A 24,286-nucleotide genomic window follows, 5' to 3' on the forward strand; every position below is an offset into this window, starting at 1 on the left:
ATTAAGCTAAACGGCTTTTTCCGTCCTATGAAGGGCAAAATACGGTTGACGCCATTTTTTCCAAAATGACACCAACCGTATTTTAGAATGAACATAAATGACTTTGGGCCTCCTGACGGGAGAAAAACCGACCCCCAGAGGCTACTCAAAAGTTATTGCTGCTCCTGGCCAGAAGATTCATCACTCACTACAGAACAAGCAAGACGGATATGAACCCGCTTGTTTTCCCCTTTGAGAAAATGTGCAATTCTCTCCAGCCGGTCCGCTACATCTGGACCACTCAATGTCAAATTAAGCTGATAGTCAAAATAATCCCCCTTTGGCTCATGAGTTACGGGCTGCCCCTGAGCATAGCCAAATGAACGATAGGCATCTTCTCTGCCTGCTGACAATTGGTCAGGGAAAAACTTATCTGATTTATTGACCACCCTTTCATAAATACGCAGCTTTTTAAGCAGCATGTAGTATTGGGCGGAATGCTTGAAGCCCCATGCGTCACGAATATCTTTGAGCTTGTAATTCATCTTCCAACGCTTCAGATTTTCAACTTGCTCCTCCGTTTCTAAATTCATGAAATCATTAAGGGGCATAATAGCCGGGCTCATTTCTTTTCCTCCTGGAATCTATTTTTTGGGATATATCACAGGCTCGATATCCACTACGTCAGCGCTTGACAAGAGTCAGTATACGCCAAGCACTATTTTCATCTGTTGAGCCAAAAATAATATACTAATTATTTCGATATTTACCCATTAATTCCTTCTTTTTCGATAAAAAAATCCCCGTTCATACCTTTGCTGCAAATGTCAGCCAGGTACAAACGGAGAACTAAAAGTAATGATTTCCCTGTAAAAACAAGTTTTTTTGAAATTATTCCCCTACATAAACAGCATCGGAAGCGAAAATGAGAAAATTTTAAGCTTCGATCAGACCACTGGCAAGCATGAAACGCTGGAATGCTTCCTGTCCTTTAGCAGTTCGCTTATAAATTCCAGCGTCTTGGAGAACCTCCATAAACTTCCCGCCAACCTCTGCCTGCAACGCCTGCCTTGCCTCCCCAGCCGACAAAGAGGTTCCATACTTCTCTAGCAACGTACCGATCCACGCGGCATGCTGACGCAGCGGATGCGCGGCATCCTGGAGGCTTTCGTCAACCAAAACTTCCCCTGTCAAGTAAGCGCCGATCTGCTCAAGCTCGGATTGCAGTCGGCCAGGGAGAACAGCCAGGCCCATAACCTCAATCAAGCCGATATTTTCCTTCTTAATATGATGAAGATGCTGATGCGGGTGAAAAATACCATCCGGATGCTCCTCGCTGGTACGATTATTGCGCAGCACCAGGTCCATTTCGTAGCCGTCTGCAACCAGACGGGCAATCGGAGTAACTGTGTTGTGCGGGGTACGCTCGCCGCTCTCATGCTCCGTCCAAGCGGCAACCTCCGCCTGTTGGTCGCTGTATCCGTTCCAGGCCGTCATAATAAGTTCAGCCGCCTTCAGCATTTCCTGCTTGTCAGCGCCCTGCAGGCGCACAACCGACATCGGCCACTTGACCGTGCCGAACTTCACGCCCGGCAGCTGTGGATGGCGGAATGTCTGCTCGATTGCTGCCTTTTGCATCGCAAACGTATGACGACCGGCTTGGAAGTGGTCATGGTTCAGAATGGAACCGCCCACAATCGGCAAGTCGGCATTGGAGCCGATAAAATAATGCGGAAATTGGTCGATAAAGTCCAGCAGGCGGGCAAACGTTTTGCCAGAAATCTTCATCGGAGTATGCTCTCCGCTTAATACAATACTATGCTCGTTATAATACACATACGGGGAGTACTGGAAAAACCATGCCTCGCCCTGGAGCGAAAGTGGGATCACCCGCAAATTTTGCCTTGCTGGATGATTGGCTCTGCCCGCATAGCCTACATTTTCCCGGCACAACAGACATTTCGGGTAATGAGCCTGCGGCATTGTTTTGAGCAGGGCGATCTCCTTAGGGTCCTTCTCCGGCTTGGATAGATTAATCGTAATTTCCAGATCGCCGAAATCGGAATGATAGGCCCATTGCTGGTTTTTCGCAATGCGATCCATGCGAATATAGTTCGAATTAACGTTCAGGCTATAGAAATCGTCCGTCGCCCTGATAACCCCTTCCTGTTCACTCATCTTCCGGAACCGCTCCGCTGTCTCGGAAGGACGAGGCATAAGCAGACCCATAATCCGCGCATCCAGCAAATCCCGCCAGGTTGTCGTATTATCCGGAATCAGACCAATCAGCGCTCCATACGACAGCAGCACTTCCAGCGCATCCTGCGGATGCTCTGGGACCTGATCTGTCACATAGCCCTCATAAGGCTCGGCGAAATGGAACAAATCCAGAAGCGCATTGCGAACAAAAGCTGTATCTGACGACGCAATGAGATGCTGCTTCCGTGCGAAGCGTACAAGCTGCTCGATCTGCTCCAGCGCCTGGGCTGCGAAGGCCTCCTCCGTTTTTGTAACGGTAACGTCATGGTTCATGTTGCTGCTCCCCTCTATGATCGCACATGCTTTTTTTTGCATGGGCATACAAGCTCTGCCTGAAGCAGGCGAGCTTGTATGCCTTCAAATGTTATTTGCTATAACCGTCCGGGTTGTTCAGATGCCAGCTCCATGCACTGGCAATAATATCCTCGAGCTTGTTGCGCCCCGGGTTCCAGCCTAGCTCAGTACGGGCGCGCTGCGAGGAAGCAACCAGTTTTGCGGGGTCCCCTGCACGGCGCGGTTCAACGACCTCCTTGATCTCGCGACCAGTCACCTGACGAGCAATCTCAATCACTTCGTTGACCGAGAAACCCTGTCCGTTCCCCAGGTTGTATACGGCGCTTTCCGCGCCGCTGCGCAATTTATCGACAGCAAGTATGTGCGCATCCGCCAGATCGCTGACATGGATGTAGTCGCGAATACAAGTTCCGTCTGCCGTATCATAATCGTCTCCGAAGACGGAGATATGTGGACGCTTGCCGAGCGCAGCTTCCAGTACAATCGGAATCAGGTGGGTCTCCGGATTGTGCGCCTCTCCGATTTTACCGCTCTCATGGGCGCCGGCTGCATTGAAGTAGCGCAGCGAGATCCATTTGATGCCGTGGGCGGTATCGAACCATTTCATCATTTTCTCCATTGCCAGCTTCGTCTCGCCGTAAGCATTGGTAGGCAGCGTGCGGTCATGCTCGTCAATCGGCACATTCTCAGGCTCGCCGTAAGTTGCAGCCGTAGAAGAGAATACGATCTTGCCTACGCCGTACTCCTGCATTTTTTCCAGCAGACAAAGCGTCCCGTATACGTTATTGTGATAGTATTTGCCAGGTATCTTCATGCTCTCGCCAACCAAAGAATTAGCTGCAAAGTGAATGACCGAATCAATTTGATTTTCCGTAAATACTTGATCCAATACATCAGCGTCACGCAAATCGCCTACGTACAGCTTGCCTCCCAGCAGCGCTTCCTTGTGACCTTGCTGCAGGTTATCCAGCACGACAATGGATTCACCGCGCTCCAGCAGTGCCGCCACCGTATGAGACCCGATGTAGCCAGCTCCTCCAGTTACCAATACCGCCATGACAAATTCCCCCTTGATAATGAATGATGATTCAGGTTTAAGATTCGATGCGAACTATTTAAGCTGCTCGACGCCGTTGCCGATGTTGCATACATAGAAATCTGCTTGCAAACCTACCGCTGCTTTATAATTCTCGCCAACTTCTTGAATGAAGCGCTCTACACTGTCCTCATGCACAAGCGAGACCGTACAACCTCCGAAACCTGCGCCTGTCATTCTGGAACCAAGCACCCCGGGCACTTGACGAGCCGCTTCAACCATCGCATCCAATTCCGACCCTGTGACCTCATACAAGTCGCGCAGGGAATCATGAGAGGCGTTCATCAGACGGCCGAACTCCTCGAGGTCATCCCGCTCGAGCGCTTCTACAGAGCGAATTACGCGGTCAATCTCTTCCACAACGTGACGCGCGCGGTTGCGAATAATGGAATCTCCAATCAGATGCTCGTTGGCATTGTACTGCTCCAGCGAAATTTGACCGAGCAGCTCCAGTTGAGGAAACGCCTGATGCAAACTTTGCACCGCTTCTTCACATTGGCTGCGGCGCTCATTATATTTGGAATCCACCAGACCTCTGCGTTTGTTCGTATTGCCGATTACAAGCTTGTAGGCCCCGCTATTGAAAGGAACCAGCTTATATTCCAGCGTATCGCACATCAGCATGATGGCATGATCCTTCTTGCCGTTCGCAACTGCAAACTGATCCATAATTCCGCATTTAACCCCGTTGAATTCATTCTCTGATTTTTGTGAAAGCAGGGCAATTTCAACCGTATCGGTCGGATGGCCGCTCAAAGCCAGCAGCGCATACGCCGTGACAACCTCGATAGACGCGGAGGAGGACAAGCCTGAGCCATTCGGAATTTCACCATGATATAGCAGGTCAAAACCGACCGGGATCGCGTAGCCTCGGGATTGCAGTTCGTTGACAATGCCCTTCGGATAGTTCATCCAGTCGTCCGCTTTATCAAAGGCAATCGAGTCCAGCGGGAAAGAACCGCGCAGCTCGAAATTGGTAGAAGCCAGACCTAACTGGTTGTCTTCACGTTCTCTGATAAGCAGGGTCGTACCGAAAGTAAGTGCTGCTGGGAATACATATCCGCCGTTGTAGTCCGTATGCTCTCCAATCAAGTTAACGCGGCCCGGGGCGTGAAAACTATGCAAACCTTGTTCGGAACCCCCGTATATCTCCAAAAATCGTTGCACAAGCTCTTTGTGATTTGCCATCTGTAAGCAACACCGCTTTCCGTCAGTTTTTGAGATTCTATTATGCGATTCCCTGCCAGGATATTGCCTGCCCCTCCAGCGAACGGTGAACGCCGAACTGCAGGAAATGTGATTACCCCTAGTATAGTCGATCTGTGAGGGGAATTGAAATGGCGTGATGTGGCGTGTATATGGACAAATGTGACTTTATACAGGTTTCCTGATATAAATAGGATAAAGGATTCATGGCTTGGTACAGTGTGAATGAAAGGAGAAGTGCCGAAATGAGCAACACGACCTATACTGTTGTCTCCAACCCTTCCGCATTTGAAGGCGGAAGCCTGCATGTGCTGTTTGCCGGGGAAAGCCAGACCAAGCCGCTCCATCGACTGGGGCCGAGAATCTACGATTTTTATTTGCTGCATCATGTCATTTCTGGCAAAGGGACGTTCACATCTCTGCAGCAAAGCTACTCCATTGAACCCGGACAGTCCTTCTTGATTCAGCCGGACCAACTCGTCAGTTATGAGGCGGATGAGTACGAACCCTGGCATTACCGTTGGGTAGCCTTCACCGGGCCGGGGGCTCCGGCGCTTGTGAAAGCAGCTGGTTTCACAAGCGCGCAGCCGCTGGCCGGGCCGCGGCAAAGCCGCAGCAGAGCTGTGCTGCTGCGGCAGATTCAGCGTGTTTTTCAGGAGCAAGGACAAAACGCCCATCTGCAGGCAGGAGGCTATCTTATGCTGCTCATGGGTGCGCTCGCTGAGACTAGCGGGGCGGGAACAGTCGATATCGTCCGTCCCGGCAATGATGGCGAGCAGCTAGTCCAACAGGTTATCCGCTATTTATCCTCGCAATATACGGAAGCTGTATCCATCGAGGCTATGGCAGAGACGCTCGGATATAATCGAGCGTATCTATCTCGCTTGTTCAAGCAGCGTACCGGATTGTCGCCAATGACCTTTTTGATCAAGCTGCGAGTAGACAAAGCCCGCTTTCTGCTGCGCGAGCGGCTGGAGCTGACGATCGAGCAGACCGCCTCCTCCGTCGGCTTTCACGATCCCCTCTATTTCTCCAAACAATTCCGGCGCTTCTATGGACATTCTCCCAGTGCCTACCGGGAAATGATTAGACAGGCCAGGAAGTAAGCGCAAACGGCGATAAAAAAAATCCCCAGCGACTATCGAAGAAAGAAGCGCCTGGCGCAGAGCTTCAATCTTACCGCCTGCCAGAGGAGGTTGAAGTCGCGTGGGGGAACAAGTACTCATCTCTAGAACCGGGAGCGGGGATAACGCTCTCCAAAACATAGCTGCACTAGCGGCTCGATACTGCCGACCTTATTCCCGTGGTCGTCAAGCACTTCATCTGCGAAGGCTTCTCTCACCGCCGCGGCCAGCCGCCGCGGACCATCGCTGTGCTGCGTGCCGGATTGGCCCGTGGCGGCGAGCGATTCGAGAATCGCCGCCACGGCCACAGGCAGCGCCGCCTCCGAGCCGTCCGCGATGCTGACGGCGACTCCCAGACGCTGCCGCCGCAGGGCGAAGACGAAAACGCCCTGCTCCCCGCTTCTCGCGATGGCATTGGCATCGCCAAGCAGCACAGACGCGAGCCGCCCCGGGCCCTCGACGAGAGCCGGGTGGCGATTCATGGCGGCACCGGTGCGTCGCGCCGCCGTCTGCAAAGCGGCGTCCGCCCAGTCGCCTGGTGGAGCAGCCAGGCGCGCATAGGCGAGTGCAAGCCGCCACAAAGGCAGCGCCAGAGCTGGGAAACCGCAGCTATCCTGCGCCTGCCCGATCGCTCCCTCGCCCATCCCGGCAAACTCAGCTGTCCGCTGCAAAATAAGCTGCTGTGCAGGATGCTCCGGCCGGGTATACCCTGCATACGGCCAGCCGGAGCATTGGCTAAGCGCCATTACCGCAACATGCCGCCCTGCCGCTGCATGGTACAATGGCCGCGGCGGCTGGCCGCTTCCAAGCAGCGCAAGCCGTCCCTTCTTATCTAGCGGGTAAGCCTGCGGCAAACTCAAAACCTCCTCTCCTATTCCAAATTTACCCAATAGAGCCTCAAGCACCTCTACTTGCCTGTCCGTGCCTTCATTGCGGCCCGTCAGAATCGCCAACTGCTCCTCGTCCGGCCCCCTTTCATCAAGTACGCCGCTCAACACAGCTTGCACCGCAATAATCGGATTGAGCGCGGACCGGGAAAATATAATTCGTCCGGGGTCGCCTGCCCATGCCAGCAGACGCCCGTTCGCGTCCACGACGGCGACATGGCCAAAATGAATCGTTTCCGTCCAATTCCCCCTACTGGCCTGAACCAACGGTGTCCCTTCACTGTGCAATCCAGCTCCCATATGCTTCACCTCTTGCCCGTTGATGTTGAAACTTGAGCCGTTAACGGCTCTGACGTCTTTTCATTCCTTTCAGACCCTTTCCTCATATCTATTCGTCCCTTGCGAAAAAAAGCATCTTGATTCAAAGCCAACTGCCATGGTTAAAGAAAATCAAGGCGTTGACGACCAAAATTGAAGGAGATGAGCATGATGAGCAAAGATATACAACAGGCAAACATAGGGAGCAGCAGCTACATAAAGGGCGCCATTATCGGCGGAATTATCGGCGCAGCTGCAGCACTGCTGCTCGCTCCCAAATCGGGGCGCGAGCTGAGACAGGATCTGAGGGACAAATGCGGAGAAGCCGGAGAAGCGGTAAAAACCGCTGCTTGCGCAGTTTCCGAAACAGCTGGCAATGCTGTACAGAGTGTAAGCCAGCAGGCGTCTAACATAAAAGAAAAAGTGCAACATCTATCAAACAACGCGCGTCAGCATGCTGCCGATGCCGCGGAAGCTGCTGCGGACACGGTGTCCAAGGCAGCCGACAAGGTGCGGGAAGTAACGGATATAGCTGCGAATGAGGAAGATCGGACAAATTCTTGATCCCGTTCAGAGTACATGACGCAATTCATTTTGGTACATGCCGGAGCCGCAGGCTCCGGTATTTATTTTTGCCTCGGACTGTATGTATAACCTATAAACCGTTCATACTCAAAGCATAATGAAGCAGGAGTGAAGCGAATGGATTTGCATGCAGGAAGTTTGTATTGGCCGACAACAGGAACAAAATCTCAGCATTTCCCTCCTTTAAAGCAAAATACGCGCAAACAGGTGGCGATCATTGGCGGCGGCATGTCAGGCGCCATTATCGGCTACATGTTATCCAAACAGGGGATATCCGCCTGTCTGATTGAACGGGGTCGAATTGCCGGAGGCAGCACAAGCGCCAATACCGGGTTGCTTCAGTACGCCAACGACATTATGCTGCATGAACTGATCAGTCAAATCGGCGAGCATCAGGCGGTCCGCTTCTATAAGGCTTGCCGCAGCGCTGTCAATCAGTTGTATCAAATTTCATCGGAGCTTCCTGGAAATACCGCCTTTTACCGGCGCAGCAGCCTGTTATATGCCGATACCGAGCAGCATCTGCCCAAGCTGCAAAAAGAATTTCGTACGCTTCGGCTATACGGGTTTGACACCGATTATCTGTCAGCCGACGACCTCGGGTCGCGCTTTCCGTTCCGTAAAGCGGGCGCAATCCTGACCCGCGGCGATGCCGAGGTTAATCCTTACTTATTCGTCCATGGACTGATCGAGCAGGCTGCTCGTCTGGGGCTTGAAGTGTATGAGCATACCGAAGCCGTCACTCATAAAAGCCGGGGCGGGCTGCACCGTCTGGAAACAGCGGAGGGCGCAATTATCGATGCCGATCATATCGTCTATGCCATCGGCTATGAGCCGGAAGAGCTGCGCGGAAGACTGATTCATGCACAGCTTGATCGTTCCTTTGCAGCCGTTACAGCGCCTCAGCGCAACTTGTCCGCATGGCCGGGCAACTGTCTCATATGGAATACGGCCGACCCTTACTTTTATTTAAGAACAACTCCCGACGGACGGGTCGTAATCGGCGGACTTGATGAGCGCAACCGGATTCCGGTGAAAAGCGAGCCGCTGCGCAACAAAAGGATTCATAAGCTGCATCACCAGCTTCAGCAATTGTTCCCCATGCTGGACGCTCCTTTGGAGTATTCCTGGAGCGCTACCTTCGGCGTATCCCGGGACAATTTGCCTTTCATCGGTCCGGACCCGGAATGGCCCGGCGTCTTTTACTGCCTTGGATATGGCGGCAATGGCACCGTATACAGCATGATTGCCGCCAATCTGCTGCTCTTCGTCATTCGCTCTGAGCATCATCCAGTTGCCGATATTGTAAAGCTGGATCGTCCTTTCCTGCTGCAGCCCCAAAGCTAATCACCCCTTTCCACTTTTTTTATGCCAAAAAAAACGGCTGAACCAGATCATTTGCGTCTGGGCAGCCGGTTTTTCAGGTACGAAAATAACTTGCAATAGCCATGTTATAGAATTTGCTGCGCCCCGTTGATTCGGAAGGCAGCTTCCGCCTTATCCAGGCGGCTAATACCGCTTCCGGAATCGCTTTTGCTCTCCGCCGTCTCAATGATGACTGCGATTGAACCGGCCCAAATAGCCTCGCTGCAAGCGTCCCGCTGGCTGTCCTCCAGTTCGAAACCACCCAGCGCCTTATCAAAGTCGGAAGAGAAATCCATGCCAACAAGACCGCTTGCACCAACTAATGGATAAGCGCCAGGCATCGATCCAGAGCCGACCGGGGATACGCCAAGCGCACCCGTAACAAACACTCCCTTAACATGCGCCTCATTGTCATCAGCAACCTGTGCAAGCTCAATCAGTTCGTCCACATGCACGTCGGTCTCCGACTCGATTCTGCGGGAATGTTCCTTGTTCTTGGCCAGCACCGTAATTTCAGTAGTGGCAAAGCCATCCTTTTGCAATGCTTCGATTGTCTTGATCGCCTGTTCCTGATTTTCAAAAAGAGCTAATTTTTTGCTCATCATGATAACCTCCTCTGGAATTTAAGGATGTTAATATTAGATATACCCTAAAACAATTGGCTTCAACCAAATGTTCTGGAGGGATCAGGCTGTTTCATCTTGAAAAAAGTAGGGTAAGCAATTGATAGACTGATTCGAAATTCAGGCTTTGAGGCTTTGCTGCAACGTTTACACTCAGCGCAGTATTTTTTTAGTCAGGAGAGGGATACATGAATCAACAGAATAAATTTCATTTACGCACAGAAACAACCAAAGGGCGATGCACGGTGTATGTTAGTGGAGAATTTGATTTGGAGGTTGCCGGACAAATGCGCGCGGCTATGGCCCCGTTAATCGAACTGACGGACCGTGAGCTTGCGCTTAATCTGAGGGACTTGAAATATATCGACAGCACAGGAATCGGCATTCTGGTGTCGATGCTCAAGGCCCGGCATGCGAACAATGCCGCATTTATCGTAGAGGCGATTCCACCATCCATTCGCAAGCTCTTTGATATGACCGGCATCACCCCGTTTCTGACTCGACAAGCGTAAATGCGAGCTTGATTATCCAAGAAAGGATCGAAGACAAAGAGATGAAAGCAATCGAGGAAGTAGTAACCCTTCAGGTTCCGGCTACCGCAGAATATGTGGATTTAGTCCGGGTTACGTTATATGGAATTGCGGCAAAGATGGGATTTTCCTATGAGGCTATTGAAGATATGAAGGTTGCCGTCTCTGAGGCTTGCAATAATGCTGTCCTGTACGCTTATGAGCAGGGCTCATCGGCGGCTCCGGAGGAACAAAGCGTGGAAATTAAATTTGTGAAAAAATTCGATTCGCTATCCATCATTGTGAAGGATAACGGGCGAAGCGTTGATGCCGTATCGGAAGCCCCGCAAACTTCCCCATTGCACGGCAAAAAGATCGACGAAATTCATTCAGGCGGACTTGGTCTTTATTTGATGCAGGCTTTGATGGATCAAGTGGAAGTGCTGAGCAATGCTGGCACCCAGGTTACCTTGACCAAGCGCCTTGTCAGGAGTGAAGAATTGGCATGAGCAGCAGGCCTGCGAATTCAACACCGCTTTGTCCGGTGACGCTCATTCTGGAGTACCAGAGCAATCCGACCAATGAAGCGGCAACGATGCTGATTGAGCATTATGAACCTATGGTTCGAATGGCAGCCGGCAAAATATCGCGCAATCGACCTGATCTGTATGAAGATTTGTATCAGGTCGGCCAAATGGCGCTGCTGCGGCTGTTCGAGCAATTCGACGCCTCTGTCGGAATGCAGTTCGAGCCCTATGCCATGAAAAGCATTATCGGTCATATGAAAAATTATTTGCGGGATAAATCATGGTATATTCAGGTTCCCCGTCGTGTAAAAGAAAAGGGGATTTTGCTCCAGCAAGCCATTGACGAGTTGACAGTCAAGCTTGAACGCTCCCCCAAGGTGGAGGAAATTGCTGAATTTCTGGAGCTTGGCTACGAGGAGACACTGGAAATATTAGCTGGAAGAGACCTCTATCATTATGTTTCACTGGATACCCCGATCTCCGAAGAAGAGAGCAACACCACCCTGGGCGAGTTGATTGGGGCACAAGCAAACGATTTTGAGTCGGTCGAAAAGAGGCTTGATCTGATCGCTGCGATGTCCTGTCTGAAGCCGGAGGAGCAGAAGGTGCTGCTGCTCGTATTTGAGGAAGGATTGCCGCAGCGCACGATCGCGGATCAGCTTGGCGTTTCACAGATGAGCATCTCGCGTATTCAGAAGCGGGCCATGGATAAACTTAAGCAATATCTGACGGATGAAGGCAAGGAAGGCGGGTATTAGGCAGTTGGCCTCGGCTGTTTGATGCCCTGCGCTGCAGCGACACGCGCAAGCTTCCTGAGCCGCTTCGGAAGATATTGCTTTTTTTTCTGCCGCTTGTTTTACAACCGATTCTCCAATAGGGTATGATGAACCTATATTAATGCAGTTGAACAACCGACCCGGGAGGTCACATTAGAATGGGACACCGTATATTTCGCTATCATTCCGGCTGGGAATGGATACATCTCCTGCAGTCGGACGAACATTCATATGCAGATTTAAAACGGACGCTCCCGGATTGTGCGAATTGGCTGGATGAATGCGAGGGGCGCTCCAGCAATCATGCGGGTGTAAGTCTGCTGCCAGGCGGCTCCTCCGTTCTTAATGGAACCATTATGGTACAAATTTCAGATGATGAGAGCGATATACAGCCGCTCCATTATTGGGTAAGCCAAGAGAGACTGGTCACAATTCATCAGGACCTCAGAATTCCTATTCGCCTGCAAAGCCCGCTCTGGGCTGAGAGTTTTGAGTGCAGCAACACCGCTCCGGAGGCGTTGATGGTTGTGCTGGGGCTTATTTTGGAGAGCTTCCACAGCGGAATGGATGAATTCGAGGCCAAACTCAATGATTTGGAAAATACAATGCGCAAACGCAATCGCACCGACCTGATGGACAGCATCTTCGAACGAAGATACGATTTGTTGCACTGGAGCCAGCTGTTTATCCCGGTTCAGGAGACTCAGATCGCAGCAAGAGAAGCCTTCCTCAGCGGTTTTGAGGAGACGGACAGCTACTCCCGTCTGCGTTACAAGATGGAACGAATCGAAGGACTGCTCAAGCACTACAGCCTGCAAATTGATACGCTCATTTCGATGGATGATGCGATTTCCAATTTTCGGGGAACAGATATCATGAAGACGCTGACCATCTTTACAGCGGTGTTTATGCCCGCAGGGATTATCGGCGCGTTATGGGGAATGAACTTTCAATGGATTCCTTTTCTTAAGGATTCATGGGGCTTTACCGTCATTATTAGCATCACGCTGGCGTTCACCGTCGGCATTTATTTATGGCTATGGTTCAAAGGCTGGACAGGCGATCTTCTCAAGGGCAAGCATTATCGTTCCAAGCTTATAGCGGCCAGCCAGAGCGGACGGAAGCAACGTGAACCTGTCGCGGCAAAAAATAAAGAGACAGCGGAAGTCGATAATACCGAAACCGCAATCCAGCTAACCCGTTCAAGAAAAAAACGTACTGGCGGCAAGTCCGGCACGGATACCGCCGTCCCCTCGTTCGGCCCGCGAAAACGGTGAATCTTCTTCCATCCTGTGCAAGAGCTGTGCCCGTTTACTCATCTATGCGACAGCTCCTGCCAGAAGACGGCAGCCATTACTGCTTGATATGCACCCAGACCAGACAACGGTCATCTGGTCTGCCGTTCTGGATACCGTCCTGGAAGAAAGCTTCCTCCCACCTGTCGATTGCTTCCTCGCGCGCTGGCACGGCCAACTGCTCAAACAGGCTATCAAGCTTTTCCTGGTCTGGAGCATCCACAACATCGATAACCCCATCAGTTACAAGCACAATCCGATCACGCTCTCCGATCTTCGCCGTCTGCTTGGTTACTTTGATCTGTTCCTGTTCGAACATTCCAATGGCGACACAGCCTCCTTGAAGCTGCATCGCGCTTCCATCATCCCTCAGCAGCAGACCGGGAGGATGCCCTGCATTCACATATTCAATCTGTCCATTCGCGGTATCCACTACCATGTACAGCGCCGTATAGTAATACTGAATAAGCTGATCCGCAAATTGCAGCTGAAGCGCCCTGCGATTCAGTTCCTGTATAACAAGCACAGGGTCCACCAGTTTAATCATCGCATCCTTGAGCACGGAAGCGATGAACATGCACACCAAAGATGATGAGATGCCATGCCCCATTGCATCGACAACCGCTACTCCGTAACGGCTGTTGTCAATGCGGTGCCAGGCATACAAATCTCCCGCCAATTCCTCCGAAGGGCGATAGATGGCGCCGATCTCTATATGTTTCTCGGTTACAGGCTGCGGCAGTACCGCCGATTGAACCTCTCTCGCCAATTGAAGCTCCTCCCTAAGCTTCCGGTCCTGCTTTTTATGCCAATCCTTCTCTTCCTTCAACCGGAGAGCGACGCGAATCCGAGCCAGCAGTTCCACCTTGTTGATCGGCTTGGTCACATAGTCGCTTGCTCCTGCGTCAAGCGCCTCCGCCAGTTTCTTCGAATCCCCGATCGCCGTAACCATAATAATCGGGATATCCCTCAGACGGGAAGACTGCTGCAAGGCTCTGCATACGGCAATCCCGTCCATTCTCGGCATCATCATATCGAGAAGGATCAGATCGTATTCCGACTCGCCCAGTAGGTGAGGCGCATATTCTATCCCATGCTCATCCAGTCCGACAAGCTCGAACATCTCATGTCCGGATGCCGCTGAATGCACATCTCTGTAACCCGCCCGCTTCAGCATTTCCTTTACGACTGTTACGTTCATTGGATTATCATCAACGACCAGTATTTTCATTGTTCAGCTCCTTGAATCTCTTAGCTCCTTGCAAGCTTTTATCCTCTTTGTTTATTATCTACCGCGGCGGACGCAGAAGCAAACTGCTGCTTTGCAGCAGCATTTGAGGCGCGCTTCGTCTGCTCCAGCAGCCCTTTTGCTGTCTGATAGGTTCTTGCTGCAGTGTCCAGCCAATTCAGCCACGACGATATCGCACTCGCCTTCTCTGCATTCAACGCAGCTTGGCGCTTCAAGCTGCCCGACCAGGCAGCGGACGCCTCTTTGGCCGCAGCTGTTACTTCATTTACAGCCGTCCCGACATTGCGTACCGAGGACATGAGCGGCTCAACAGCGCCCACCTGTTGATTCACCTGATGAATCAACTCGCTAACACCTTTCATCAGCTCTTGAACATCCTCTTTTGATTGGTGTACAAGCTCCTTCGTTTCCCGAAGCGTTTCGTTCGCCGTCTGTATGGAAGCCTGCGCCTCTCGCAACGTTTGAATTAAAAAAACAACCAATACCACTACAGCTATTGCCATAATAAGAACACTAATCTCAATCAGCATGTGCATCCCCCGTTTCTGTGCTGCCTGTTCTCCCCAAAAGCCTGTGTATATCGTTACCCGCTCGCTCAGACGCTGAATCAATTGCCCGCTGTTTCAAATCGGCTCCAGCAAGGTTATGTTCAAAGCAAGCAGGCAACTATGGAGACATGAAAGGTCTGGAAGGCGTCGATTTGCCTGAATGAGGACAAGCTGGCCTGGCGTCCTAGAATACAATCAAAGAAAGGGACAGGTGATAGGTATGCTTAAATGGGCAGCCATATTTTTTGTTATTGCCATCATAGCGGCTATTTTTGGGTTTGGCGGCATTGTCAGCGCAGCAGCAGGGATTGCAAAAGTATTATTCTACATCTTCCTGGTGCTGTTCCTGATCTCGCTCATAACGGGAAGAATCCGATCCTAGAGACAGTTATTCATTTATTTCCATTTATTTTGTATAAAAGCAGGGGCTTGTCCCACAGTCGGTTGCAACCGCGGGACAAGCCCCTGCTTGGCGTATGGTGTCTTTTACAGATCCGCAAGTTTTACCGGCTGGCCGCTCTGTGCCGATTCATTGGCCGCAACCGTAACCCGTTGTGATTTCCAGGCATCCTCATAATCGGACAAAATACCGGATGTATCGCCTGTCCGCACAGCATGCAAAAAGGCGCGCGTCTCGTTGACATAGGGATTGGAGACATTTTTGTACTCGTGACTGTTCTCACCTGCAATCTCCACCAGCCCGCCATGTGTCAGCTCCAGATTATTGCCGTCCGTATAAATGTTCAGCCTAATAGTGCCTCCCCCGCTCAGCATGCAAGCATTGGACAGATTCGCAACAGCGCCGCTTGCCAGCTTCAGCGTCACTGTGCCGACATCGGCAACCGTTGCCTCGTCATGCTTACTATGTATGACACGATGCGCATAAGCTGCGTACACTTCCGTTACTTCACCCAGCAAATACCGCAACAGATCAAACAAGTGCGTCGTCTGCTCCACAATCTGGCCGCCGGAGCCTTCCTGCTTTTTCCACCAGTTGACCTCAGGCATACCGCCCATCCACTGGCCGAGCGCCATCCCGATCGTCTTGCCCTCAAGCAGGTGACGCGCCTTCAACGTGCTGTCCATATATCTGAAATGATAACCTATCGAAGTAATCAACTGCTGCTTCTGAACCTCTTTGAGAATCGAAGTAGGCGCTTCCATATCGACCCCAAGCGGCTTCTCTACAAGAAAAGGTATCCCTCTTTGCAGCAGGGCATGCTCGATTTCCCCGTGTGCAAACGGAGGAACACATATGTACACGGCATCCAGCTTTCGGGAGTCCAGCATATCGGTAATTTTACCGTACCCTCTTGCATCGTCAAACTGCTGGGCAAGCTGATCAGCCTTCTCCTTGCTTGAGCCGCAGATAGAGACGACTTCCACGCCTTCTTCTACCGCCAGCAGTTCGCCGTGCATTTTCGAAAACCACCCTGTGCCTATAAGTCCAACTTTTAATGTCATTGATGCTGTCCTCTCCTTTTTCACTATGGTTACCTCATTGTAGCGCATACACAACAAGATGTCAGCAAGGCGGGCATTCGCCCATCGCCTCTCAGGGCGAATGTACATATATATAGGTATAGATAGCATTAGCATCTTTGCTAACTTGAATGCAAGGAGACACGTTATGAACAAACGTACTATCAATATGAAAACTACACTGTTTTTGGCAGCCGTATGTGATCAAACGTACACCCAGTTCCATAACCGCGACGGCACTTTCATCATGCCCGAGGGCTATCATCTGGTGGGGGACATGACGGGCACCTCCTACAAGTCCGCCAGAGAGCGGTTCGGCTTTGTCATCGCATCGGATAAAGCCGCTGTCATCGCCTTCCGGGGCACGGGCACGGCGACGGAATGGATATCGGATTTGATTGCCCGCCAGACAGACTATCGCTATGTAAAGGACGGCGGTATGACGCATCAGGGCTTTACGGACATTTATCGTTCTCTCCGAGGCCAGCTTGTTGAATTGGTCAGCAAGGTCCCCTCCGGTCTGCCGCTGTTCGTAACCGGACACAGTCTGGGCGGAGCACTTGCCACGCTGGCGGCGCCGGATTTGGATGCCAGCTTCAATGAACGGAAAATCAAGGTTTATACGTATGCCTCGCCTCGTGTCGGGGACCCGACCTTCGTCCGGATGTTTAACCGGCGCATTCCGGTATCTGTACGCGTTGCCAACAAGTACGATATCGTGACACAGCTTCCCCCGCTCCTGTACCGCTCTCCAAAGACAGAAAAAACATACATCTATTTACATGTAAAAGGCGAATACAAACTGGAGCAGAACGCCGGCTCCATCTCTGCCAATCATTCGCTTACCCATTATTTTGATGTGCTGGCTAGCCAGGCCCCCCTGGCAAAACAGCAAATATGTGCAGCCCCTGCAGGCTGGTGTCCGTCTTCTGCGTGACACGCCTGCTGTTTTTTGTTCAGATTATGTTTAGTCGAACATGATACACTCGAATCAAATTTATAGGACGATCGTGCTATTTGGTAAGTTTTGCTACGTATTGACACACTTCTGAGGCTATTCTATAGTAAAATTCGAAGTAAACTTATACTTTTTTAATATTTAGTTTTTATACTAAAGCTGCAGTTCTTTCGACATCCCTTGCGATAGCTTGCTTCCATCTGTCTATCTATCATTCATTCATTATAGATGGAATGCACATCCCTATTGGCCCAACCAGGAGGATACATGCATGAAAATTATTCTATTATCCGGGGGCGCGGGAAAGCGGCTATGGCCCCTCTCCAACGAAGAGCGTTCCAAACAATATTTGAAATTATTGAAGAATCAGACTGGCCAATCCATCTCTATGCTGCAAAACACGCTGCACGAGCTGAGTGAAGCGGGCTTGCTGGAGCATACCGTCATCGCCTCTTCGGAGAATCAACTCCCGCTGCTGCAAGAACAGCTTGGCAGCTCCATCCCTTACATTATTGAACCTGAGCGCAGAGATACATACCCGGCAATTGCCTTATCCACAACTTTCCTGCACTCGGAGTGGAACATTCCAGACGATGAAGCCATCATTGTCCTGCCAGTGGACGGGAAAGCCGATTCCTCGTTTTATAAAAGACTGTCCGAGTTGAAAGCCGCTGTCCAAAGCGGAGACAACCGAATTGCATTGCTTGGCGTCGCACCGACCTATCCGTCCAGCAAGTACGGCTACATTGTTCCGGCCACGGATACCCGGGTCCAGCCTTATACCATAAAGAAATTTGTAGAAAAGCCGGATACCGCGACCGCCATAGGTCTGATCGAGCAAGGGTCGTTATGGAATTGCGGCATTTTTGCATTTAAGCTCGGCTATCTAATCGGCAAGCTGCGCGAAGCCGGCTATCCGACTGATTTTCCATCCTTGAAGCTTCAATACCATCTGCTCCCGAAGACAAGCTTCGACTACGCTGTTGTCGAACAAGAACCGCTGTTAGGCGGCCTTTTATACGAGGGGCTATGGGAAGATATGGGCAACTGGGAGTCGATTTCCTCTCTACTCAGCCAATCTGTCTATGGAGACGGGATTTTGGGTGATGGCTGCGACAATACCCATATTATCAACGAGCTTGATACCCCCGTTATTGTTAACGGGGTGCCAGATGCGGTTATTATAGCCGGGGAAAGCGGCATTCTAGTCACCAACAAACGCCTGGCTAGCAACATCAAGCCTCTTGTCGAGAAGATCAAGCCGGTCGATACTTCCCTTACTGCAATCAAGAAGCTGGATACGCAGTACAATGGGAACGGCGGCGTCAGTGTGCAGACCAATCGCATTACCCTCCCAGAGGGCGCCCGGTATGCATGTCCTTCTTCACCCGGCCATATACAATGGCTGCTGGCCTATGGGACAGGCGAATTAGCAGGGACAGACGGGGACAAGCTTGTGTTCACTGCCGGTCAGACCCACTTCCCTTCACGTGATCTTTACTTTTCCGCTTTAGAGAACTGCGTTCTAATTGAAATTCTAACCTAGGAGGATGAAGACATGAGAACCAAACGCGCCCTTATTGGCTACCGTTCCGAAGAGGTGGTCCGATATGTGGAGCTGCTTCAGGCCGAACAGGAGTCGCTGCTCGCGCTTCAAGTCAGTGAAGAGGCAGAATTCGAGCAGGAATATCACGAAAAAATGGAGCAAAGCCTTTCTCTTCAGCAGGAATTAAAGTCTGTGCTGAACAAGGAGCGAATGCTTGCCGAGCATGCAGGCGCGCTATGAAGAGGTTTCGGTTGAAATTTGGAGGAGTGCGAGTCTCTAGCGCCAAACGAAAAATTAAAGCGGCGAGCTTGGGGCTTGAGGAGGCCAAAGCAGCTCTTGAACTGCAGCGGACCGAGCAGAAAGTGCGAATGCAGCGGCTGGAAAATGAAATGAATGAGCTCAAGCTTCGCATTCAAGAATCCCACCAGCGAATTGAGCAGTATGAACGCCGCACTGCTCCGGCTGTTCGGGAAACGGCTGCAACTGCGGCTGAGACCAATCTTCCCGCTGCCGTCGATACTGCGGCAGAGCCAGATTCCGAATCGACAAGTCGCTCTCCAAGGTCGCGCCGGATGGGCGACATGCTTGTGGAAGACAGCAAGATTACGGAAGAACAATTGCAAACTGCAATCAGCCGCCAGCGTCAGTTTGGAGGCCGGCTCGGCGACATCCTGGTCGACATGGACTTCATCAAGCCTGAAGACCTCGGACATTATTTAGGCGGTCGGAAAGGAAGACTCGGCGATATTCTGGTCGAATCCGGCAAACTTACTCCGGCTGAGCTTGATAAGGCGTTGGCCTTCCAGCAGAAAAGCGGCGGCATGCTGGGCGATGTGCTGCTTTCGCTCAAGATGATTGAACCAAGCGAGCTGTATCGGATGATTGCGACACAGAACAATATCGGCAGAATCGGGCAGAATTTGACACTGGATAAGACGCTTAAGCTGCCCGAAGCGGTAGCCAGAAAATTTGAAATCGTTGTTATCCATCAGTATGTGAACCGTTATCTGGTCGCTGTGACGACGCCGCTGACAGACGAAGCGGTACAGAAAGTCGAAGCCATGCTTGAAATGCCGATTGAGCAGGTGCTGGCGACAAAGGACGAGATGGAACGCTTCTGGAAGGAAATATATACCAGCGAAATGCTTCATGAAAGCACCAGCAGGCTAGCCAGCGAGCAGCCGCACAACTCGGCGCATACAACGTTTACGAAGCCGCAGAGCGGGTTGATCGCTCTAATCGGCGTGCTGCTCGTTATCGGGTTGATTCTGAACTTCTGGGTCACCCTGCTGGCTGTCAACATTGCCATCCAGGTCTTTTACTTTATCATGTCTGTCTTCAAATTCTGGGTCATTATGCTTGGCTCCCGCAAAGGAGCACAATTTCGCTTCACGGATGAAGAAATTGCCGACATGGATGAGCGGGATTTGCCCATCTACACTATTCTTGTTCCTATGTACAAGGAAGCGCAGGTTATCCCTCACCTCATCTCCAATCTGGAAAATCTCGATTATCCCAAGGCGAAATTGGATGTCCGGCTGTTAATTGAGGAGGATGATACCGAGACGCGGGATTTGCTGGAATCTATGGATTTGCCATTTTACTATACGATCCTGATTGTTCCGGACAGTCTTCCAAAAACCAAGCCTAAGGCATGCAATTACGGGCTGATTCGCGCACGCGGCGAATTTGTCGTCATCTATGATGCCGAGGACCGTCCCGACCCGGATCAGCTGAAGAAAGTGATTGCCACCTTCCGCAAGTGTCCGGAGGAATTCGCCTGTATCCAGGCCAAGCTGAACTATTTCAACAGCAATCAAAATTGGCTGACCCGCTGGTTCACACAGGAATACAGCATGTGGTTCGAACTGCTCCTGCCGGGCATTATGAAGCTGGATGTGCCAATCCCGCTTGGTGGAACGTCGAATCACTTCAAGCTGTCTGTTCTGAAGGAACTGAATGCCTGGGACCCGTACAACGTCACCGAGGATGCCGATCTTGGCATCCGCTTGTACAAGCATGGCTACAAGACAGCCATTGTAGATTCCCGTACCTGGGAGGAAGCCAACAGCCGCGTCGGCAACTGGATTCGGCAACGCTCGCGGTGGATTAAAGGCTATATGCAAACCTGGCTCGTGCATATGCGCAACCCGGTAAAGCTATGGCGCGAGATCGGCCCGAAGGGCTTTCTCGGCTTCCAGGTTATGATTTTGGCTACGCCGATGCTGCCGTTGCTCAACCCGATTTTTTGGATCATGCTGGTGCTGTGGTTCGGCTGGCATTTTGATTTTATCCCGAAGTTTTTCCCGGGAACCATCTATTATTTGGCAAGCGTCCAGCTCTACGCAGGCAATTTCCTGTTTATTTTCAGCAACGTGGCAGGCGTATACTGGGTGCTTCATGATCTGGAGCAAAAGCGAAGCCAAGCCTTCTCCTACTCACTCGTCAGATATGCGCTGCTCACCCCGATCTATTGGGTGATGATGAGTATAGCTGCCGTCAAGGCAGCCTGGCAGCTGATTACCAAGCCGTTTTACTGGGAGAAGACCGTCCATGGTCTGCATGATCCTGCCTTCGACGACCAGTCCCAGACATCTGATCAATCATGATAAGTCCAGCCGGCAGAGAGGAGAAGCCCGTATGAAGAGCAGCAAGCCTGAGCTTTCAATTGTTATTCCGGTCTTTAATGAATCGGACCATCTGTATGAATCACTGGTCACGATTGCAGCCGCCGCTGCTTCCGCCTGTCAGCACTTCGAATTAATCGTCATTGATGACGGTTCAAAGGATCAAACCTGGGAGGTGCTGGAGCAAGCAAGCCGCAGCATCCCGGGGCTGACCGCCTTTCGGCTAAGCCGCAACTTCGGCAAGGAGTCCGCCTTATGCGCGGGCATTGAGCATGCACGGGGCAAAGCGGTTATTGTCATGGACGGCGATCTTCAGCACCCGCCCCGGCTCATCCCCGAGATGGTAGAGTTGTGGCGCGGGCAAGGCTTCGAGGTTGTAGAATGCGTGAAGACAAACCGCGGCAACGAAAGCTGGAACAAGAAGGCGGGGGCTTCCTTGTTCTACGGATTGCTCAATCACCTCTCCGGCTTCGATCTCAAGAATGCTTCAGACTTCAAGCTGCTGGATGAAAAGGTCGTGGAGGCCTGGCGCAAAATGCCGGAGCGCACGATGTTCTTCAGAGGGATGTCGGCCTGGCTTGGCTTTCGCCGCACTCAGTTGCCCTTCAATGTTGAGACCCGTACTGGCGGAGCCAGCCAATGGAGCATCCAGTCGCTTGCGAGACTGGCGCTTGATGCCGTGGTTGCCTTTTCGACCAAGCCGCTTCGCATCGTAACCTATATCGGATTCATATTTTTTATCTGCTCAATCGTAATTGGAATTCATACGTTGGTTAACAAGCTGCAGGGCAGCGCCGTTACCGGATTTACAACCGTTATCTTGCTTCAACTGATTATCGGTTCGATCATCATGATTTCCATCGGCATCGTCGGGGAATACATAGGCGCTATCTACCATGAGGTAAAAGGCCGTCCACGCTATCTGATCAACGGTCGGAGCCAGCACACAGGTTCAGTTCAAACTCTGGAGGAGAGCGAACAGCATGCTGTCTTTTCTGCAGTCTCCCCTCATTAAGTACGGAATTGTCGGACTGATCGGAACCGTCTTCCATTTTGCCCTGTTGGTGCTGCTGGTTGAATGGGGCGGACTGCATCCGATTGCCGGTTCGGCGACAGGCTTCATAGCCGTGCTGATCCTCTCGTACTTTCTTAATGTGATATGGACGTTTACAGACGCTTCGGAGAAGAGAACGATTCGGCAGTTCATCAAATATACAATCGTCTCCTGCTCCGGTCTGCTGCTCAATACGGCGGTCATGTACGCTGCGGTTGAGCTTGCCCATCTGCCCTACCTGATTGGACAATGCATCATTACAGTTATTGTGCCGGTGCACAACTATGTGCTCAACCGCCGCTGGACGTTTCGGACGTATGGTCAACGAAAAGGAGTTCAAGAATGACAAAACGCACCATTCTTCCATGGATCATCTTCTTATTTATACTCGCCGTCGAGTTCGCGCTTGGCTTCTATTTCAGCTACGTAAAAGGATATATGCACAATGATGCTTTGAGCCGTGTTGCCAACGCCTTTTATGTGCTGTACAGCAGAGATCCCCATTTGGGTGCGATCGGATTTGTCTGGAACCCGCTGCCGAGCCTCATGATGGAGACGGTCCTGCTTGTGTTTTATCCGTTATTTCCTGTACTGGCGTCGCGAGGATTGGCTGCCGTAATAATGAGCGCCACCTTCGCTGCGCTGACAGCCGTTCTAATCTATAAGACAGGCATTCGCTATCAACTGTCCAAATCTATGAGCGCGGGGCTTGCCCTGCTGTTCAGCCTCAATCCGTTCATCTTACTGTTCGGCGCCAACGGGCTAAGTGATGCGCCTTATATTTATTTCCTCATGTTCACGATTATTGAGTTCACCATCTGGATTCGGGAACGGAAAACAAGCAGTCTCATCCTGGCGGGCTTTGCGCTGTCGTTGGCATTCTGGACCCGCTATGAGGCAGTGCCGTTCGGGGTGTCCCTGGCTCTTGGCATTGTCATAGTAATATTGATGCTCCACCACCGGGACGCCGCCGACCCCAAGCTGAAGCTGCTGGAGAAATACAATAAGATCGAGGCGACCTGGATTCTGGTGCTTATCCCGTCAATCTTCTCGGGATTTCTATGGATGTTCTTCAACTATACGATTATGGGGAATGCCTTCTACTTCCTAAACTCGGAATATTCCAATGTAGCCCAATCCGAGCAGCTTCAAAATGATGCGAACTTCGTCAAGCTGTTCAACAGCCCGCTTCTCGCTTTATGGTTCATTGCCAAGAAAACTATGTGGTATTCCATGCCGTTTGTGGGATTGCTGCTTATCCGCCTGTTTACCAAACGGCTGCTCAAACCGGATTTTCTCATTCTGCTGTTGTTGTTTGCTGCAGTTCCCGGAATGCAGTTTGCGCTGCTGATGAATGCTTCCTCATTCGGCTGGTTCCGATATTTCTTATATGTGTTCCCGGTTGTCGTTGCCTGGCTGCCATATGAGCTAAGTCTGATTACGGAGAAATGGAAGCGACGGGCTGCATTTTCACTTCTGGCGGTATGCATGGTCATTACCGGAGGGCTCCTGGCCTATGCGGTGAACGACCCGGAGATTGCGCCGGACGAGCATAACTTCCTTCAACTGGATACGAATGAATATGTCGTTGCCCAGCGTGAGGAACGGATAGTTGCCCAATGGCTGGACGAGCATATAACGAAGGATACCATTATGACCGACTCTTCCAATGCCTTTACGATCCTGTTGAATACCCATAACCTGAAAAGATTTCTGATTACGAGCGACTATGCGTTTAAAAAAGCTATGGAAGATCCGTTCGGAAACAATGTCGATTATATTCTCGTCCCCAATCCTTCCCGCAATGGTCCAAAAAGCTCGATTAATATGAAATATCCTGAACTTTACGACAAGGGCATGAGTTGGGCGACACTCCATCATGATTTCGACAATAAGTGGCGCCTTTATAAAGTCCATGAACGGATAGAAATAGAAGCGGAAAAAACCGTGTCCCGATAACAGGAACACGGTTTTTTTTC

General features: G+C 51.2%; 24 protein-coding genes. 15 read left to right on the forward strand and 9 right to left on the reverse strand.

What is annotated here, in order from left to right:
• Positions 1 to 152: 152 nt before the first annotated feature.
• The 4 genes from JFN88_RS08450 to JFN88_RS08465 all read right to left on the reverse strand — a co-directional run bounded on the left by JFN88_RS08450 (position 153) and on the right by JFN88_RS08465 (position 4,816).
• Entirely contained in the window at positions 153 to 605 is a 453-nt protein-coding gene (locus JFN88_RS08450) for a hypothetical protein (protein WP_199018880.1), read from the reverse strand.
• Positions 606 to 915: 310 nt separating this feature from the next.
• On the reverse strand, positions 916 to 2,511 hold the full coding sequence (locus tag JFN88_RS08455) for a UDP-glucose--hexose-1-phosphate uridylyltransferase (RefSeq protein ID WP_199018881.1): 1,596 nt from the start codon (positions 2,509 to 2,511) through the stop codon (positions 916 to 918).
• Between the two features lie 91 nt (positions 2,512 to 2,602).
• Complete coding sequence (galE, locus tag JFN88_RS08460) at positions 2,603 to 3,589, reverse strand: UDP-glucose 4-epimerase GalE (RefSeq protein ID WP_199018882.1); 987 nt, start codon at positions 3,587 to 3,589, stop codon at positions 2,603 to 2,605.
• Positions 3,590 to 3,643: 54 nt separating this feature from the next.
• Complete coding sequence (locus JFN88_RS08465; RefSeq protein WP_199018883.1) at positions 3,644 to 4,816, reverse strand: galactokinase; 1,173 nt, start codon at positions 4,814 to 4,816, stop codon at positions 3,644 to 3,646.
• Positions 4,817 to 5,079: 263 nt separating this feature from the next.
• Between JFN88_RS08465 and JFN88_RS08470 the strand changes: the two genes are divergently transcribed.
• Positions 5,080 to 5,940, forward strand: a complete 861-nt coding sequence (locus JFN88_RS08470; protein WP_199018884.1) for an AraC family transcriptional regulator — start codon at positions 5,080 to 5,082, stop codon at positions 5,938 to 5,940.
• A 122-nt stretch (positions 5,941 to 6,062) separates the two neighbouring features.
• On the opposite strand, the gene JFN88_RS08475 is transcribed toward JFN88_RS08470, so the two are convergent.
• Complete coding sequence (locus JFN88_RS08475; RefSeq protein WP_199018885.1) at positions 6,063 to 7,145, reverse strand: asparaginase; 1,083 nt, start codon at positions 7,143 to 7,145, stop codon at positions 6,063 to 6,065.
• Positions 7,146 to 7,331: 186 nt separating this feature from the next.
• Here JFN88_RS08475 and JFN88_RS08480 point away from each other — a divergent pair, with 186 nt between their 5' ends.
• Positions 7,332 to 7,727, forward strand: a complete 396-nt coding sequence (locus JFN88_RS08480) for a YtxH domain-containing protein (protein WP_199018886.1) — start codon at positions 7,332 to 7,334, stop codon at positions 7,725 to 7,727.
• A gap of 138 nt (positions 7,728 to 7,865) precedes the next feature.
• A complete protein-coding gene (locus JFN88_RS08485; protein ID WP_199018887.1) occupies positions 7,866 to 9,095 on the forward strand; it encodes an NAD(P)/FAD-dependent oxidoreductase in 1,230 nt (409 codons plus the stop codon).
• A 104-nt stretch (positions 9,096 to 9,199) separates the two neighbouring features.
• Here JFN88_RS08485 and JFN88_RS08490 read toward each other — a convergent pair whose 3' ends face one another.
• A complete protein-coding gene (locus tag JFN88_RS08490; protein WP_199018888.1) occupies positions 9,200 to 9,715 on the reverse strand; it encodes a general stress protein in 516 nt (171 codons plus the stop codon).
• Positions 9,716 to 9,924: 209 nt separating this feature from the next.
• Here JFN88_RS08490 and JFN88_RS08495 point away from each other — a divergent pair, with 209 nt between their 5' ends.
• The 4 genes from JFN88_RS08495 to JFN88_RS08510 all read left to right on the forward strand — a co-directional run bounded on the left by JFN88_RS08495 (position 9,925) and on the right by JFN88_RS08510 (position 12,825).
• Positions 9,925 to 10,248, forward strand: coding sequence for an STAS domain-containing protein (locus JFN88_RS08495; protein ID WP_199018889.1), 324 nt, complete (start codon positions 9,925 to 9,927; stop codon positions 10,246 to 10,248).
• Between the two features lie 41 nt (positions 10,249 to 10,289).
• Complete coding sequence (gene rsbW / locus JFN88_RS08500; protein WP_199018890.1) at positions 10,290 to 10,754, forward strand: anti-sigma B factor RsbW; 465 nt, start codon at positions 10,290 to 10,292, stop codon at positions 10,752 to 10,754.
• The gene (locus JFN88_RS08505; RefSeq protein ID WP_199018891.1) at positions 10,751 to 11,530 is read left to right on the forward strand and encodes a sigma-70 family RNA polymerase sigma factor; all 780 of its coding nucleotides are present in this window, start codon (positions 10,751 to 10,753) and stop codon (positions 11,528 to 11,530) included. The genes rsbW and JFN88_RS08505 overlap by 4 nt, the downstream gene beginning before the upstream one ends.
• Positions 11,531 to 11,706: 176 nt before the next feature.
• Positions 11,707 to 12,825 (forward strand): magnesium transporter CorA family protein, encoded by a 1,119-nt coding sequence (locus JFN88_RS08510; RefSeq protein WP_199018892.1) that lies wholly within the window; start codon positions 11,707 to 11,709, stop codon positions 12,823 to 12,825.
• A 76-nt stretch (positions 12,826 to 12,901) separates the two neighbouring features.
• Here the strand turns inward: JFN88_RS08510 and JFN88_RS08515 are convergent, their stop codons facing one another.
• Entirely contained in the window at positions 12,902 to 14,074 is a 1,173-nt protein-coding gene (locus JFN88_RS08515) for a PP2C family protein-serine/threonine phosphatase (protein WP_199018893.1), read from the reverse strand.
• 38 nt (positions 14,075 to 14,112) lie between these two features.
• Positions 14,113 to 14,622 (reverse strand): DUF948 domain-containing protein, encoded by a 510-nt coding sequence (locus JFN88_RS08520; protein ID WP_199018894.1) that lies wholly within the window; start codon positions 14,620 to 14,622, stop codon positions 14,113 to 14,115.
• A gap of 238 nt (positions 14,623 to 14,860) precedes the next feature.
• Between JFN88_RS08520 and JFN88_RS08525 the strand changes: the two genes are divergently transcribed.
• The gene (locus JFN88_RS08525) at positions 14,861 to 15,022 is read left to right on the forward strand and encodes a DUF1328 domain-containing protein (protein ID WP_199018895.1); all 162 of its coding nucleotides are present in this window, start codon (positions 14,861 to 14,863) and stop codon (positions 15,020 to 15,022) included.
• A gap of 104 nt (positions 15,023 to 15,126) precedes the next feature.
• On the opposite strand, the gene JFN88_RS08530 is transcribed toward JFN88_RS08525, so the two are convergent.
• Complete coding sequence (locus JFN88_RS08530; RefSeq protein ID WP_199018896.1) at positions 15,127 to 16,104, reverse strand: Gfo/Idh/MocA family protein; 978 nt, start codon at positions 16,102 to 16,104, stop codon at positions 15,127 to 15,129.
• A 166-nt stretch (positions 16,105 to 16,270) separates the two neighbouring features.
• Here JFN88_RS08530 and JFN88_RS08535 point away from each other — a divergent pair, with 166 nt between their 5' ends.
• The 7 genes from JFN88_RS08535 (at position 16,271) to JFN88_RS08565 (ending at position 24,266) form a co-directional block, all read left to right on the forward strand.
• Complete coding sequence (locus JFN88_RS08535; RefSeq protein ID WP_199018897.1) at positions 16,271 to 17,059, forward strand: lipase family protein; 789 nt, start codon at positions 16,271 to 16,273, stop codon at positions 17,057 to 17,059.
• A 292-nt stretch (positions 17,060 to 17,351) separates the two neighbouring features.
• Positions 17,352 to 18,626, forward strand: coding sequence for a sugar phosphate nucleotidyltransferase (locus JFN88_RS08540; protein ID WP_199018898.1), 1,275 nt, complete (start codon positions 17,352 to 17,354; stop codon positions 18,624 to 18,626).
• A gap of 12 nt (positions 18,627 to 18,638) precedes the next feature.
• Positions 18,639 to 18,866 carry a hypothetical protein gene (locus JFN88_RS08545; protein ID WP_199018899.1) on the forward strand — a complete coding sequence of 76 codons (228 nt, stop codon included), beginning with the start codon at positions 18,639 to 18,641 and terminating at the stop codon, positions 18,864 to 18,866.
• Positions 18,863 to 21,235: a cyclic di-GMP-binding domain-containing protein, MshE-related gene (locus JFN88_RS08550; RefSeq protein WP_199018900.1), complete on the forward strand. Its 2,373-nt coding sequence runs from the start codon at positions 18,863 to 18,865 to the stop codon at positions 21,233 to 21,235. Before JFN88_RS08545 ends, JFN88_RS08550 begins: the two co-directional genes overlap by 4 nt.
• Positions 21,180 to 22,268 (forward strand): glycosyltransferase family 2 protein, encoded by a 1,089-nt coding sequence (locus JFN88_RS08555; protein ID WP_233167598.1) that lies wholly within the window; start codon positions 21,180 to 21,182, stop codon positions 22,266 to 22,268. Before JFN88_RS08550 ends, JFN88_RS08555 begins: the two co-directional genes overlap by 56 nt.
• On the forward strand, positions 22,237 to 22,653 hold the full coding sequence (locus JFN88_RS08560) for a GtrA family protein (RefSeq protein ID WP_199018901.1): 417 nt from the start codon (positions 22,237 to 22,239) through the stop codon (positions 22,651 to 22,653). The genes JFN88_RS08555 and JFN88_RS08560 overlap by 32 nt, the downstream gene beginning before the upstream one ends.
• On the forward strand, positions 22,650 to 24,266 hold the full coding sequence (locus JFN88_RS08565; RefSeq protein WP_199018902.1) for an ArnT family glycosyltransferase: 1,617 nt from the start codon (positions 22,650 to 22,652) through the stop codon (positions 24,264 to 24,266). Before JFN88_RS08560 ends, JFN88_RS08565 begins: the two co-directional genes overlap by 4 nt.
• Positions 24,267 to 24,286: the final 20 nt, after the last annotated feature.

Source organism: Paenibacillus roseus (genome assembly GCF_016424485.1).
Classification (GTDB): Bacteria; Bacillota; Bacilli; order Paenibacillales; family Paenibacillaceae; genus Paenibacillus_D; species Paenibacillus_D roseus.

Bases quoted from the DNA above. Each gene is read 5' to 3' on its own strand.
- JFN88_RS08450 (WP_199018880.1), bottom strand. From the start codon at position 605: ATGAGCCCGGCTATTATGCCCCTTAATGATTTCATGAATTTAGAAACG.
- JFN88_RS08455 (WP_199018881.1), bottom strand. From the start codon at position 2,511: ATGAACCATGACGTTACCGTTACAAAAACGGAGGAGGCCTTCGCAGCC.
- galE (WP_199018882.1), bottom strand. From the start codon at position 3,589: ATGGCGGTATTGGTAACTGGAGGAGCTGGCTACATCGGGTCTCATACG.
- JFN88_RS08465 (WP_199018883.1), bottom strand. From the start codon at position 4,816: ATGGCAAATCACAAAGAGCTTGTGCAACGATTTTTGGAGATATACGGG.
- JFN88_RS08470 (WP_199018884.1), top strand. From the start codon at position 5,080: ATGAGCAACACGACCTATACTGTTGTCTCCAACCCTTCCGCATTTGAA.
- JFN88_RS08475 (WP_199018885.1), bottom strand. From the start codon at position 7,145: ATGGGAGCTGGATTGCACAGTGAAGGGACACCGTTGGTTCAGGCCAGT.
- JFN88_RS08480 (WP_199018886.1), top strand. From the start codon at position 7,332: ATGATGAGCAAAGATATACAACAGGCAAACATAGGGAGCAGCAGCTAC.
- JFN88_RS08485 (WP_199018887.1), top strand. From the start codon at position 7,866: ATGGATTTGCATGCAGGAAGTTTGTATTGGCCGACAACAGGAACAAAA.
- JFN88_RS08490 (WP_199018888.1), bottom strand. From the start codon at position 9,715: ATGAGCAAAAAATTAGCTCTTTTTGAAAATCAGGAACAGGCGATCAAG.
- JFN88_RS08495 (WP_199018889.1), top strand. From the start codon at position 9,925: ATGAATCAACAGAATAAATTTCATTTACGCACAGAAACAACCAAAGGG.
- rsbW (WP_199018890.1), top strand. From the start codon at position 10,290: ATGAAAGCAATCGAGGAAGTAGTAACCCTTCAGGTTCCGGCTACCGCA.
- JFN88_RS08505 (WP_199018891.1), top strand. From the start codon at position 10,751: ATGAGCAGCAGGCCTGCGAATTCAACACCGCTTTGTCCGGTGACGCTC.
- JFN88_RS08510 (WP_199018892.1), top strand. From the start codon at position 11,707: ATGGGACACCGTATATTTCGCTATCATTCCGGCTGGGAATGGATACAT.
- JFN88_RS08515 (WP_199018893.1), bottom strand. From the start codon at position 14,074: ATGAAAATACTGGTCGTTGATGATAATCCAATGAACGTAACAGTCGTA.
- JFN88_RS08520 (WP_199018894.1), bottom strand. From the start codon at position 14,622: ATGCTGATTGAGATTAGTGTTCTTATTATGGCAATAGCTGTAGTGGTA.
- JFN88_RS08525 (WP_199018895.1), top strand. From the start codon at position 14,861: ATGCTTAAATGGGCAGCCATATTTTTTGTTATTGCCATCATAGCGGCT.
- JFN88_RS08530 (WP_199018896.1), bottom strand. From the start codon at position 16,104: ATGACATTAAAAGTTGGACTTATAGGCACAGGGTGGTTTTCGAAAATG.
- JFN88_RS08535 (WP_199018897.1), top strand. From the start codon at position 16,271: ATGAACAAACGTACTATCAATATGAAAACTACACTGTTTTTGGCAGCC.
- JFN88_RS08540 (WP_199018898.1), top strand. From the start codon at position 17,352: ATGAAAATTATTCTATTATCCGGGGGCGCGGGAAAGCGGCTATGGCCC.
- JFN88_RS08545 (WP_199018899.1), top strand. From the start codon at position 18,639: ATGAGAACCAAACGCGCCCTTATTGGCTACCGTTCCGAAGAGGTGGTC.
- JFN88_RS08550 (WP_199018900.1), top strand. From the start codon at position 18,863: ATGAAGAGGTTTCGGTTGAAATTTGGAGGAGTGCGAGTCTCTAGCGCC.
- JFN88_RS08555 (WP_233167598.1), top strand. From the start codon at position 21,180: ATGGTCTGCATGATCCTGCCTTCGACGACCAGTCCCAGACATCTGATC.
- JFN88_RS08560 (WP_199018901.1), top strand. From the start codon at position 22,237: ATGCTGTCTTTTCTGCAGTCTCCCCTCATTAAGTACGGAATTGTCGGA.
- JFN88_RS08565 (WP_199018902.1), top strand. From the start codon at position 22,650: ATGACAAAACGCACCATTCTTCCATGGATCATCTTCTTATTTATACTC.